The sequence below is a fragment of the Acinetobacter sp. 129952 genome (assembly GCF_056642055.1).
The window spans coordinates 74,718-87,991 of the sequence record NZ_JBWVSU010000008.1; the positions used below are offsets into that span (position 1 = coordinate 74,718).

Below are 13,274 nucleotides of genomic sequence, written 5' to 3' on the forward strand. Positions count from 1 at the left end.
TACTAGAGCTTTTTGGATTCACCAAATTTTATTTGTCCAGATTGTAAATCTTCAAGCCTGCTGAAATTTCAACTGACGTAACTGGCGGGCATGTTGCAAGGTGGTTTCACTAATCTCCACACCGCCTGTCATTCTTGCAAGCTCCTGAATAATTTCGTTTTCTTCAAGATTGATAATCGTACTGCTAGCAGGATCAGTCTGCTGTTTTTTCACCAGTAGATGCTGATCAGATTGTGCTGCAACCTGCGCCTGATGAGTAATACACAGAATCTGTACATGCTGGGCCAGATCGGCCAGTAAACGTCCGACAATTTCTGCCGTACCACCACTGATCCCGACATCAATTTCATCAAAGACCAATACTTCGGCTTCGGTTTTTTCTGCATTCATGACCTGCATCACCAGCGCAATACGCGAGAGCTCACCGCCTGAAGCAACCCGGGCCAAAGGCTGTGCCGGAATGCCTTTATTGGCAGTAAACAGCAATTGAATAAAGCTGAGACCTTCACTAGATGGCTGTTCCAAAGGCTCAAACTTAAACTCAAAATGCGCTTCAGGCAGTGCCAGTTGTTTAACCTGCTCAGTGAGCTGCTTGGCCAACGGTGCTGCGGCTTCACGGCGAATCTGATCCAGATGTTGGGCCTTATCCAGAAACTCCTGATAAGACACTGCTACCTGCTCAGCGAGTGTTTCCGGATCTTCCAGTTGATGTAACTGTTCCAATTCACTTTGCCAGGCTTCATATTCTTCTTTGAGCAACTCTGGCTGGGTCCGATACTTACGTGCCAGACGATGGAAGATTTCCAAAGTTGAATTCAGCACTTCCATGCGTTCTGGATCAAAACTCTGCCGATCCATGAACTGGCGTAAATTCGCTGCTGCATCTTCAAGTTCGCTTTGGGCATTCAGCAGGGAGGTGTAAATTCCGGAAAGCTGTTCGCTACGACCGGCATGTGATTCCATGCGACGTAGAATGGAAGCCAGTTCTTGGGAAATATTCTGTTCGCCTTCATCCAGACTATTCAGGCTATAGACACAGTCCTGCATGATCGCTTCATGATGGGAAAGCCGGTCAAATTCCTGTTCAATCTCCTGATAATCCGTCTGAACAATTTCTTCCAGTTCTTCTAGCTGCAGTTCCAAGGTTTCCATGCGTTGCTTACGGGTCGCTTGTGCATCTAGCGCTGCCTGATGCTGACGAATATTTTTCTGCCAAGTGCTATACGCATCACGTACTTCTTGGGCCGGCGCATAAAAATGATAATAACGATCCAGCCAGTGCTTCGGATAAGGTGGTTCTAATAATTGTTGCTGACTATGCTGGCTATAGAGTTGTACTAGTAAACGCCCAATTTCTTTCAGTTCAGACAGGCTGCTCGGACGTCCATTGATCCAGGCCTTACTACGGCCGGTGGCAAAAATCACCCGGCGTAAATGAATTTCACCTGATTCATCATCCAGCTCATGCTCTTTCAACCAGGCTGCTTCAGGACTGTGTTCCTGATAGCTGAAGCTGGCGGTGACATCCGCCTTTTCCGTACCATAACGCACATAATTGGTATCGGTTCGCTCACCCAAACAGGCAGACAAGGCATCCAGTAACAGGGATTTACCTGCACCGGTTTCACCGGTTAAAACGTTAAAACCTTTATCAATATCAATAGCAAGATGCCCAGCTAAAGCAAAATTGATCAGAGTTAAATGTGTCAGCATAAACGCATCCGGGCTGCGAAAAGTTTGATTGAAATAGCCTGATGTCGGATTGGGGTCGCAACATGGCTGGGATTATTATAAATCAGGACGAATCAATTTCATTCTATCTTAAATTTTAAAGATTCATATATGCTTATTTCACTGTATTTTCGCAAGAAGCTGACTCAGAAGTGCGTTAATTCACTGCTGATTTTCATATTTTTGACATCCCCAATCTTTAAATTAAAGACTCAATTGAGCCTGTTTTTAAAAGAGCGCGTGCAGATCGAAACTTAAGTTTATCTATCAGCAAAATACAGGCCAAAACATGCTGTAAATAGAAGGGGTTCAGGTGATACAGAATATTTGATCGACGCCGACAAACTTCGATTGATTAGTTGAGGGTGCACATTTAAACTACAGCAATCAAAATATTACAAAATGCTTTATCTGGAGAAATCGCATGTCAGCTCAGTTTGATCATGTATCGGTACTTAAAAAATCTAATGTATATTTCGGCGGGTTGTGTATTAGCCACATTGTACAATTTGAAGACGGGACCAAAAAAACTTTGGGTGTCATTCTGCCATCAGAAAATGCCTTGACCTTTGAAACACATGTTCCTGAGCGCATGGAAATTGTTTCAGGTGAATGCCGTGTGCAGATTGGCGATAGTGAAGAAAGTGAGCTGTTCCGTGCCGGTCAGTCTTTCTATGTGCCGGGCAATAGCCGTTTTAAAATCGAAACCGATGATGTGCTGGACTATGTCTGCCATTTTGAAGGTTAAGTCCAGATTCAAGATCAGTGCAAACCGGGCAAGAAATTTCAGCGCGAATCGGTTAAACTAATCAGCTATAGAAATCCTGTGAAGTCAGCTTTACGGGATTTTTCTTTTGTACATACAACTAATCTAGAGGTCGTTCATGGCAAAACCTGAATATTTTTATGGCGTACATTCAGTGGAGTCATTGTTAGAGCTTGAGCCTGAACGTGTCTTGACATTATTCACTCTCAAAGGACGCGATGATCAGCGTTTAAAGCGTGTACTGGAACTGGCTGAACCGTTTGGGATCAGTGTGCAGCAAGCCAGCCGTGACAAACTGGAGAAATTGGCCGGGCAACCGTTTCACCAAGGCGTGGTCGCTGCGGTACGTGCTCATCCAACCCTGAATGAAAAAGATCTTGAATCACTGTTGAGCGCAAATCCTCAAGCGTTGTTATTGGCCCTGGATCATATTACCGATCCACACAACCTCGGAGCATGTGTGCGTACCGCCGCTGCGATGGGTGTTGAGGCAGTGATTGCACCACGTGATCGTTCTGCAAGCTTGACTCCGACTGCACGTAAAGTGGCTGCCGGTGGTGCTGACAAAGTCAAATTTATTCAGGTGACTAATCTGGCGCGTACCTTGGGGCAAATCAAAGAAGACTTTAATGTGCGAGTCGTCGGTACCATGCTGGATGAAAAAGCGCTGCCGATTCAGGAGTTTGATTTCACCGGTACTGGTGTCTGTGTGGTGATGGGTGCGGAAGATACCGGTCTACGTCCAATTACACAAAGCCAATGCGATCAGACGGTGTATATCCCGATGGCGGGTAATCTGCAAAGCCTGAATGTCAGTGTGGCGACCGGTATGGCACTGTATGAAGCTTGCCGTCAGCGTAACCTGTAATTGATGATGGCATTGTCAGATCGTACACAAGGCTATGTCTTTCTACTGACGACCATGTGTATCTGGGGCGGTTTTACTTTAACCGCCCGTCTGAATGCGCTTTGGAATATCAGTGCCTGGGATATCGTGGCTCTGCGGTTTTCTCTGGCTTTTCTGATTCTGATGCCGATCTTGCTCTATCGCAAGGAGGCGGCTTTTTTACTGAAAAAAGAACCCTTTATTCTGGCCATGATTGGCGGAGTAATTTACTGTCTGTTTGCCTATAGCGCCTTTCATTATGCGCCTACCGCCCATGCCGCGATTTTCTTGAATGGCTGTATTCCGATTTGTACTGCCATCATGGCTTTTTTCCTGATGGGGCAGGCTTTTGATAAACATACCTGGGCCAGCCTGATCATTATGATCGTCGTACTATGTCTCATGAGTATGCTGATGTATCGGGAAACTGGTGTAGCCTTTGGGGCAGGGGACGGGCTATTTTTTATCAGTGCCATACTTTGGGCGATTTTTACTGTTTTATTGCGTAAATATCAGCTAACTGCATGGCACGCAATGTGTGGTGTCGCGATCTGGTCGGCAGTGATATATGTGCCGATTTATCTGCTATTTTTACCGAAAAATTTGAGTGTGCCTGAACCCAAGCATTTACTGTTTCAGACCATTTTTCACGGCATATTTGTGGTGATTATTGCTACTTTAAGCTATGTAGAAGCCATCAAGCGTCTTGGTGCATTTAAGGCAGGCAGTATTACCAATCTTGCACCTTTTATTGCGGCAATTCTGGCTGTACCTTTATTAAATGAAACTTTAAGTCTGGCCATGGTGTGTGGCCTGATGGGTATGGCAGTCGGGGCCTTACAGCCGTGGCGCTGGTTACAGCATCAGGACAGTCTGAGCCGAAAATTAGCAGAACAAAAAAAGCAGTCTTAATCAGACTGCTTTTTTTATGCTTCAGCTGGCTGCCATGTTTAAATATTTTTGATGTAATGGTCTGAGATGAGCATAGAGATGATCCAGATGACCATCATTCAGCACAATATCATCGGCCATGGTCTGCTTTTGTTCGCGGGACATTTGGGCGGCAATGATATTGCGAATTTGTTCGATATTCTGGCCATCACGTTGTGAGGCCCGCTCAATTTGCAGTTCGATGGTGGCATCAATCAGTAAGGTATGCTGAGTGAGTTCGTGCTGATTGGTTTCAAATAAAAGTGGTGAAACCAGAATGGCATAGGGACTTTGCGCAGCATGTAGTTGCTGGATAATGGAAGTGCGAATTGCCGGATGGGTAATACTTTCCAGGGTCTTGCGTGCTTCAGGAGACTGGAAGATATATTCACGCAAGGCACGACGATTCAGTGAGCCATCGGCAAGCAGTACCCAATCGCCAAAAGCCTGCTGGATCTGGGTAAGTGCAGGCTGCCCAATTTCGACCACTTCACGCGCTACCACATCGGCATCGACTACCGTGATCCCTTGTGCTTCAAACCACTGACTGGCAGCAGACTTGCCACTGCCAATCCCGCCGGTTAATCCGAGTATAAATTTCACTTTATTGACCTAAATACACTTTCATAATCTGCTCGCCCCACAAAAAAGCAATCCAGCCGGCAATCGCGATATAGGGACCAAAGGCAAAAGGCTGATTTTCCTTGCGGACTTTTAGCAGAATGATGCCAATAATCGCACCTACCAGGGAAGACAGCAGCACAATTAAAGGCAGTAATAACGGACCCATCCAGGCACCCAAAGCGGCTAGCAATTTAAAATCGCCATAACCCATGCCTTCCTTGCCGGTAATGATTTTAAACAGGTAATACACTATCCATAGACACAAAAAACCAATGATATAGCCCCAGATGGCAGAGCTTGGGGAGGTATAGAGTGCATAACTATTTACCCCCAGACCTAGTGCAGCCAAGGGCAGGGTATAACGGTCAGGTAATAGCTGGGTGTCAAAATCAATAAAGGTTAGCGCAATCAGTACATAAGTCAGGATCAGACCAAACAGCATTTGCATTGTCGGGCCAAATACTGCTACGACAAGCAGTGCACAAACTGCCGTCAGAATTTCAACAAATGGATAACGGATACTGATGGGATTCTGGCAATTGCTACATTTTCTGCGCAGGACCAGCCAGCTGATAACGGGGATATTCTGGTACCAGCGGATCGGCTGATGGCATTTAGGACAAGTCGAAGCGGGTTTGCTCAGGCTAAGTTTACTTTCATCAATCACCGGCTGTTCCGGATGCAAGAACATCTGACAATCGGTACGCCATTCCTGTTCCATCATCTTGGGTGTACGGTAAATCACTACATTTAGAAAGCTGCCGATACATAAACTAAAAAGCCCAACTGCGATATACAACGCCGTTGGGTTTTGAATAAAATATTGAATAAGATCTTGCATTAAACCACAGAACCCATTTGGAAAATTGGAAGGTACATGGCAATCACCAGACCACCGACAAGCACACCAAGAACAGCCATAATTAACGGTTCCATCATCGAAGTTAAGCCATCAACTGCATTGTCGACTTCATTTTCATAATGCGTGGCTACTTTGTCCAGCATGGCATCTAGTGCACCTGACTCTTCACCAATTGCGACCATTTGGATGGCCATGGAAGGAAACTTGTTGGTGACCCGCATGGCAAACTGAAGTTGTTGACCTGTGGCGACATCTTCCCGAATTTTCATCACAGCATCTTCATATACGACGTTATTGGTAGCGCCGGCAGTAGATTCCAGTGCATCAATCAAGGGAACACCAGCTGCAAAAGTGGTGGCCAAAGTACGGCTATAACGGGCAATAATTGCTTTATACACTAGATCACCGAAAATCGGGGCTTTGAGCGCTGCTTTATCCAGAAAATCGCGGAATTTCTTGCTACGTTTTTTGGCTTCAAGAAAAGCAGTAATGATGGCTCCAATGGCAATAATCAGCAGGAACCAATATTTTTGCATCCATTCTGACATATTGACCACCATCTTAGTAAAAGCGGGTAGATCTGCACCAAATGAAGAGAATAATTCCTGGAAAACTGGGACTACTTTGACCATCAGAATGATCGTGACAATCACTGCAACCACGACTACCGAAGCCGGATACTTCATGGCTTTTTTAATTTTTTGCTTGAGCAGTTCGCTTTTTTCTTTATAGATTGCAACACGATCCAGCATGGTTTCTAGCGCACCAGATTGCTCACCAGATTCGACCAAAGAGCAGAACAATTTGTCGAAATACTGTGGGTATTTGCGCAGTGCGCCGGCAAAGGTATTGCCGCCTTCGACTTCACCTTTAATTCCCAGTACCACCTCACGCATGGCCGGATTTTCCAGACCTTCTGCGACAATTTCAAAACCTTGAACCAGCGGTACACCGGCTTTCATCATGGTCGCCAACTGTCGGGTGAAAATTGTAATATCCAGCGTCGAGACTTTTTTCTTCATCAAGCCTTCAAAAATATTTTTTTTCTTTTCCCGAATGGTCTTGATGCTGATACCTTGTTTCCGAAGGGTGACCTTGGCCAAAGCCATATTTTTTGCTGGCAATTCCCCCTTGATCTTTGCCCCTTTACGATCAATTCCTTCATAGCTGAAGATCGGCATCATCTGGCCTTTCTTTACTGCTGCCATACCTTTATCCTTATTTTAGATCAGCGCCCGATCATTCGCTAGTGACACGATTGACTTCCTGTAAAGAAGTCACCCCCTGCATCACCTTGATTAAACCTGATCGGCGTAAATTGTTAAAACCTGCACGTGCGGAAGCATCGGCAATTTCAAGTGCATTGCCGTCCTCCATAATAATTCTGGAAATTTCGGGTGTTACTTTCATAACTTCATAAATACCCACACGACCCTTATATCCTTCGCGACATTCATTGCAGCCCACCGGTTCATAAATTTGGAACTCAGGTTGCTGCAAGTCGGTTTCGGTAAAACCCATCTCCAGTAAGCTTTGTTTCGGAATATCGGCAGGTTTTTTACATTGTGAACACAAACGACGCGCCAACCGTTGTGCAATGACCAGGTTGACTGAAGTGGCAATATTGAAAGAAGGCACCCCCATATTGCGTAAACGGGTCAAAGTCTCAGGCGCACTATTGGTATGCAGCGTCGACATCACCATATGACCAGTCTGCGCCGCTTTAATCGCAATCTCGGCAGTTTCCAGATCCCGGATCTCACCGACCATCACGATATCCGGGTCTTGACGTAAGAAGGACTTCAGGGCGGCAGAGAAGGTCAGTCCGACCTTATTATTGACGTTGACCTGATTAATGCCTTGCAAGTTAATCTCGACCGGATCTTCCGCCGTTGAGATATTAGTATCTTCACGATTGAGTATATTCAGACCGGTATACAGTGAAACAGTTTTCCCGGAACCCGTCGGGCCGGTAATCAGTAGCATCCCTTGCGGTTTGTCCAGTGCCTGCATAAACAACTCTTTTTGTTCTGGTTCATAACCTAGGGCATCAATACCGAGCATCGCGCTGGATGGATCCAGAATACGCAGTACCAGCTTCTCGCCAAACAGGGTGGGGAGAGAGTTGACACGGAAGTCAATGGCTTTGTTTTTGGATAATTTTAGTTTGATTCGACCATCTTGCGGTACCCGTTTTTCTGAAATGTCCATTTGCGACATAACCTTAAGACGTGAAGACAAGCGGTTTGCCAGCTGTAAGGGCGGGGTTGCAATCTGACGTAGAACACCATCGACCCGGTAACGTACCCGATAGATTTTTTCATAAGGTTCAAAGTGTAGATCTGAAGCGCCCATACGGATCGCATCAATCAGCAATTTATTAATATATTTGACAATCGGTGCTTCTTCACCCTTGTTACTGTCATCCTCTTCTTTATTCGGATCAGCAGATTCGACATCAACATCCAGATCAAATTCTTCATCAAACTCAAACGTGCTTTCTTCAGTAAAATTCTGCTCGATCAGTTTTTCAAGTTTATTGTGTTCAACAATAATGGTTTCAATATTGAGTTTAGTCGAAAAACGGACTGCATCGATCGCTTCGATATTGGTCGGGTTGCTGGTCGCAACATATAAAATACTGGAATTTTTAAAAATCGGCAGGATGCGATACTTGGTAATCAGCTTTTCATCAATCGCATCCCGCAAAATTTGGGCAGGATCATAGGCACTGATATCAAACAGCGGTTCGCCAAATTCAACTGAAATCGTTTCAGCAATGATGGTCGGAGAAAGCTGCTGCTGGTTAATTAACTCAGCCACAATATCGACTTTTTCTTGTTTGGCATGCGCCAACGCACTGCGCATATCTTCAGCCGAGATGACGCCTTCCTCGACCAAACGACGAATAAATCCGGTAAATCTTGGCGACCCCTGTAATGCTGTCATGCTATAAATGCCTACTCATCAAATTCTTTTAATTGCTATACTAAAATTATACGTTTGTTACGTAAAAATACCATAGCCAAGAGTGCTGCTAGCTTCCTCATCTCCAGTAAAAGCATGAACTGGTTAGAAGAAGTCCCCATTTTTTAAGTGATAACAAAAAATAACCATTTTGGATAGTCTAAACCGAGAATGAGTGATAAGAAAACTATTCTTTTAATTTTCCAATTCCGTGTAGAATGTGCCCAATTCAAAATATGTAAATGAAATAGGTTAATTATGTCGGTTTCGACGATTACCCCTTGGGTGATAGGTAACTGGAAAATGAATCCGGTGCAGGCAGAGGCATTGAGCTTGGTGCGTGGTATTAAGAATTTGCTGGAAACTGCGCCAATTGCCGAAGATCGATGTTATTTAGGTGTGGCACCGATTGCCATTGCCTTAAGTCAGATTCAGGCAGAGCTGTCATCTGCGGTTCGTCCGATTTATACTGTAGCACAAGATGTTTCACGTATTTTAGGAACGGGTGCCTATACCGGTGAAGTCAGTGCTGAATTACTCGCAGACAGCCAAATCCAGTATGTACTGGTAGGTCATTCTGAGCGCCGTGAAATATTTGCGGAAAATACTGATATTTTAAATGCTAAAATCAAAAATGCTTTAAGTGCTGGTTTGACGGTAATTTATTGTGTCGGTGAAAGCCTGGAACAACGTGAAGCAGGGCAGGCAGAAACTGTAGTATTGCAACAAATTTGTGATATCGCTGCTGTGGTTGAAGCCGAACAATGGAAAAATATCGTGATTGCTTATGAACCGATCTGGGCAATTGGAACCGGTAAAACAGCTTCTCCTGAAGATGCACAGGCCATGCATGCACAAATCCGTCAAGGTTTAAGCCAGATTACGGGCTATGGCGAGAGTATGGCGATTCTATATGGTGGTAGTGTCAAGCCGGAAAATGCAGTAGAGTTAGCAGCCTGCCCAGATATCAATGGGGCATTGGTCGGTGGTGCATCACTCAATGCTGAGTCGTTCCATAAAATTGCTCATGCATTTGCAAATACACAATAATTAGGAGTTCAGCATGCAAACTTTTGTGCTGGTAGTACATATTATCTTAGCTGTTTTGATGATTGTCTTGATTTTGGTTCAGCATGGTAAAGGTGCAGATGCTGGTGCCTCTTTCGGTGGCGGTGGTGCGGCGACGGTATTCGGGGCATCCGGTTCGGGTAATTTCATGACCCGTATGACTGCCATTTTAACGGCGCTATTTTTTGTAACCAGTCTGACTTTGGCTGTTTTAGCCAAAAAAGAAAGCACAAATGCCTATAGTTTGGGAGCGGTTCAATCTGCGCCGACCACGCCTGTGCAATCGAATGAAACTTCACCAACTGCACCAGAAACGACCGAATAGTTTTAATTAGTCCTTTCTTTTTTGCAGTGATGCGACTAGAATGCGACACAGCTGCGGTGGTGGTGGAATTGGTAGACACGCTACCTTGAGGTGGTAGTGCTTTCGGGCGTGGGGGTTCAAGTCCCCCCTTCCGCACCAACTTATAATCCAGAAATTTAAGTTGGTGTATGCAGCTGAAAAAACTTCTGTTGATGCGGGATGGAGCAGTCTGGTAGCTCGTCGGGCTCATAACCCGAAGGTCGTTGGTTCAAATCCAGCTCCCGCTACCAATCAATCCTTTTAGAAGACGCAAACTTTCAAGAGGCAGCTTAAACAGGTTTTAAGTTGAGAAATTTAATTTGCATGTTGTTGCGGGATGGAGCAGTCTGGTAGCTCGTCGGGCTCATAACCCGAAGGTCGTTGGTTCAAATCCAGCTCCCGCTACCAATCTTTTAAAGATGCAAACTTTAAAAGCAGTTTAAGTCTTTTAAACTGAAATGTTATTTGTACGCTGATGCGGGATGGAGCAGTCTGGTAGCTCGTCGGGCTCATAACCCGAAGGTCGTTGGTTCAAATCCAGCTCCCGCTACCATTTTAAATGGTTTGGTAAGTGTTATTTATAGATCTAGTTGATGGCCTGTCGGGCTCAACCCTCTATAAACTGGCGAAGGTTGTTGGTTTACATCCGGCTCCCACTACCAATTTTTCAGTGACAGATGACAAATATGCAGAATGATGTGGTTTTGATTGAAAAGTTCTCATCTTTTGTATATAATTTTTGCACGTTGATGCGGGATGGAGCAGTCTGGTAGCTCGTCGGGCTCATAACCCGAAGGTCGTTGGTTCAAATCCAGCTCCCGCTACCAAGTTTCTAAAAAGAGGCTCACAACAAGGTGGGCCTTTTTGCACAGTGGGATTTGAAAAAATCTTAAATTGTGCATTAATTGGGGCGATTTACGCCCTTTTTTATTGGCTATCGTGTAGTGTCGACATTATTTGGTCAAATCTCCATGTTTCACTACTACTATAGTTTGTATTGGTTTGTAGTGGTCAAATAGATCATAAAATCGCACCAGATGACGAGAGTAAATGAAGCTATCAAATAAAACTCAAGCACTTCAGGACTTGATTGCACCAGCAGTTGAAGCCTGTAATGTAAACCTTTGGGGGATTGAATTCCTGCCACAGGGTAAATGTTCGTTATTACGTATCTACATCGACAAGCCAGTCGATGAGAGCGTTGCACCAGCAATCAATGAAGATGGTGAAGAAGAGCAGGGGCGTGGTATTGGCGTTCAGGATTGTGTGCGTGTCACGCAGCAAGTGGGCGCAATGCTGGATGTTCATGATCCGATTTCGGGTGAATATTCACTTGAAGTATCTTCGCCAGGCTGGGACCGTCCATTCTTCCAGCTCGAGCAGATGTCAGGCTATATCGGTCATACCGTAGCACTACGTTTGATCAGTGCGGTAGATAACCGTCGTAAATTCCAGGCCAAACTGGTTGCTGTCGATCTTGAAAATGAAATGATTCAAGTTGAAGTAGAAAAGCAACAGGTATTGGAGATCGACAGTCACAATATCGATAAAGCAAATTTGGTCTTCCAAGATTAATTGAATAAATAAAAATTTAACGAATAGGTGACGTATGGCACGTGAAATTCTGACCGTCGTTGAAACGGTTAGTAACGAAAAAGGTGTACCTCGTGAAGCGATCTTTGAAGCGCTTGAGCAAGCTTTAGTTGCTGCGACAAAGAAAAAATTCTACGAAGGAACACATTCGGAAGAAGCACGTTTACGTGTGGAAATTGATCGCAAAACAGGTGACTATCGTACTTTCCGTCAGTGGGAGGTGGTTGCAGACGAAGACCATGAAATGCCAGCTTGTCAGGATGCCATCTCTGATGTTGATCCGGCAAAATGGTCGATTGGTGACATTCGTGAGCTTGAAGTTGAATCGATTGACTTCGGTCGTATTGCAGCGCAAATTGCCAAGCAAGTGATCGTACAGAAGATCCGTGAAGCAGAGCGTGCACTTGTAGCCGATGCTTACGAATCTAAAGTCGGCGAGCTGATCTACGGTGAAGTGAAAAAACAAACCAAAGACGGCTTCATTATCGACTTAGGTGACAATGCTGAAGCGTATCTTGCTCGTGAAGAAATGATTCCGAAAGAAATCCTTCGTCCGAAGCAACGCGTGAATGCGATTCTGTTCAATGTCAACCGTGAAGGTCGCGGTGCGCAGTTGCAACTGTCGCGTGCTAAACCGGATATGCTGATTGCATTGATGAAGAAAGAAATCCCTGAGATTTCTGAAGAAATCATTGAAATTAAAGCGGCGGCTCGCCAACCAGGCGTTCGTGCTAAAATTGCAGTGAAAACCAATGACCACCGTATTGACCCGGTGGGTGCTTGTATTGGTATGCGTGGTACCCGTATCCAGGCTGTACAGCAAGAGCTCAATGGCGAGCGTATTGATGTAGTCGTTTGGTCGGATGATCCTGCGCAATATATCGCAAGTGCATTGGAACCAGCAGATGTATCGAGTATTGTCATTGATGAAGATGCACGTACTGCAGATATCATTTTCGCAACCAGCGATCAGTTGGCACGTGCGATTGGTTCACAAGGTCAGAACGTTCGTCTGGCATCTGAATTGACTGGCTACAAGCTGGACATGATGCTGGAAGAGGAATACTACGCCCGTCAACAAAACGAAGCGCAACAATATTTAGACATGTTTGTTACCCGTCTGGATATCGCGGAAGATTTGGCGATGGCATTGGTAGAAATGGGCTTCACCTCGCTTGAAGAAATTGCTTATGTCCCTGCAGAAACGTTTGATGAAATCGAACTGGATGCGGAACTGGTTGAACTACTGCAAAGCCGTGCGAAAGAAATTGCACTTGCTGATGCATTACAACAGCAAGAGAACATACAAGCGCCAAGTGAAGAACTTGTTGCAATGGAAGGCATGACAGTAGAGATCGCGCAAGCGCTAGCAGCTCGTGGTGTGGTAACAGTGGATGATTTAGCAGATCAGGCGACTGACGATATCGAAGATATTGAAGGTTTGGGTGCTGAGAAAGCAGGTCAACTCATTATGAAAGCGCGCGAATCATGGTTTAACTAGGAG

12 protein-coding genes and 5 tRNA genes are annotated in these 13,274 nt (G+C 45.1%); 12 read left to right on the forward strand and 5 right to left on the reverse strand.

Features of this window, described 5'->3' with window-relative positions; all coding sequences use genetic code 11:
* Positions 1-51: 51 nt before the first annotated feature.
* Positions 52-1,713, reverse strand: coding sequence for a DNA repair protein RecN (recN, locus tag AC1IR0_RS10430; RefSeq protein ID WP_409665556.1), 1,662 nt, complete (start codon positions 1,711-1,713; stop codon positions 52-54).
* A 442-nt stretch (positions 1,714-2,155) separates the two neighbouring features.
* On the opposite strand from recN, the gene ppnP reads away from it, so the two are divergent.
* From ppnP to AC1IR0_RS10445, 3 genes are all read left to right on the forward strand, one after another.
* Positions 2,156-2,479 (forward strand): pyrimidine/purine nucleoside phosphorylase, encoded by a 324-nt coding sequence (ppnP, locus tag AC1IR0_RS10435; protein ID WP_004281089.1) that lies wholly within the window; start codon positions 2,156-2,158, stop codon positions 2,477-2,479.
* Positions 2,480-2,615: 136 nt separating this feature from the next.
* Positions 2,616-3,365 (forward strand): 23S rRNA (guanosine(2251)-2'-O)-methyltransferase RlmB, encoded by a 750-nt coding sequence (rlmB, locus tag AC1IR0_RS10440; RefSeq protein WP_005094401.1) that lies wholly within the window; start codon positions 2,616-2,618, stop codon positions 3,363-3,365.
* Positions 3,366-3,371: 6 nt separating this feature from the next.
* Positions 3,372-4,295, forward strand: coding sequence for a DMT family transporter (locus AC1IR0_RS10445; protein ID WP_409665554.1), 924 nt, complete (start codon positions 3,372-3,374; stop codon positions 4,293-4,295).
* A gap of 21 nt (positions 4,296-4,316) precedes the next feature.
* Here AC1IR0_RS10445 and coaE read toward each other — a convergent pair whose 3' ends face one another.
* From coaE to pilB, 4 genes are read right to left on the reverse strand one after another with little or no spacing between them, the layout of a single operon-like run.
* Entirely contained in the window at positions 4,317-4,916 is a 600-nt protein-coding gene (gene coaE / locus AC1IR0_RS10450) for a dephospho-CoA kinase (RefSeq protein ID WP_004281093.1), read from the reverse strand.
* Position 4,917: 1 nt separating this feature from the next.
* Positions 4,918-5,778, reverse strand: coding sequence for a prepilin peptidase (locus AC1IR0_RS10455; protein WP_409665552.1), 861 nt, complete (start codon positions 5,776-5,778; stop codon positions 4,918-4,920).
* The gene (locus AC1IR0_RS10460) at positions 5,778-7,007 is read right to left on the reverse strand and encodes a type II secretion system F family protein (RefSeq protein ID WP_409665550.1); all 1,230 of its coding nucleotides are present in this window, start codon (positions 7,005-7,007) and stop codon (positions 5,778-5,780) included. Before AC1IR0_RS10460 ends, AC1IR0_RS10455 begins: the two co-directional genes overlap by 1 nt.
* 31 nt (positions 7,008-7,038) lie before the next feature.
* On the reverse strand, positions 7,039-8,748 hold the full coding sequence (gene pilB, locus AC1IR0_RS10465) for a type IV-A pilus assembly ATPase PilB (RefSeq protein ID WP_114541447.1): 1,710 nt from the start codon (positions 8,746-8,748) through the stop codon (positions 7,039-7,041).
* Positions 8,749-9,024: 276 nt separating this feature from the next.
* Here pilB and tpiA point away from each other — a divergent pair, with 276 nt between their 5' ends.
* From tpiA to nusA, 9 genes are all read left to right on the forward strand, one after another.
* Positions 9,025-9,816, forward strand: a complete 792-nt coding sequence (gene tpiA / locus AC1IR0_RS10470; RefSeq protein ID WP_409665548.1) for a triose-phosphate isomerase — start codon at positions 9,025-9,027, stop codon at positions 9,814-9,816.
* Between the two features lie 13 nt (positions 9,817-9,829).
* A complete protein-coding gene (gene secG / locus AC1IR0_RS10475; protein ID WP_005108487.1) occupies positions 9,830-10,159 on the forward strand; it encodes a preprotein translocase subunit SecG in 330 nt (109 codons plus the stop codon).
* Between the two features lie 53 nt (positions 10,160-10,212).
* Positions 10,213-10,297, forward strand: a tRNA-Leu gene (locus AC1IR0_RS10480).
* A gap of 54 nt (positions 10,298-10,351) precedes the next feature.
* Positions 10,352-10,428, forward strand: a tRNA-Met gene (locus AC1IR0_RS10485).
* A gap of 80 nt (positions 10,429-10,508) precedes the next feature.
* A tRNA-Met gene (locus AC1IR0_RS10490) sits at positions 10,509-10,585 on the forward strand.
* Between the two features lie 68 nt (positions 10,586-10,653).
* A tRNA-Met gene (locus AC1IR0_RS10495) sits at positions 10,654-10,730 on the forward strand.
* Between the two features lie 197 nt (positions 10,731-10,927).
* Positions 10,928-11,004: transfer RNA gene (locus AC1IR0_RS10500), tRNA-Met, on the forward strand.
* Between the two features lie 223 nt (positions 11,005-11,227).
* Positions 11,228-11,752, forward strand: a complete 525-nt coding sequence (gene rimP / locus AC1IR0_RS10505; protein WP_004281103.1) for a ribosome maturation factor RimP — start codon at positions 11,228-11,230, stop codon at positions 11,750-11,752.
* A 34-nt stretch (positions 11,753-11,786) separates the two neighbouring features.
* Positions 11,787-13,271, forward strand: a complete 1,485-nt coding sequence (gene nusA / locus AC1IR0_RS10510; RefSeq protein ID WP_004281105.1) for a transcription termination factor NusA — start codon at positions 11,787-11,789, stop codon at positions 13,269-13,271.
* The last annotated feature ends 3 nt before the right edge of the window (positions 13,272-13,274 follow it).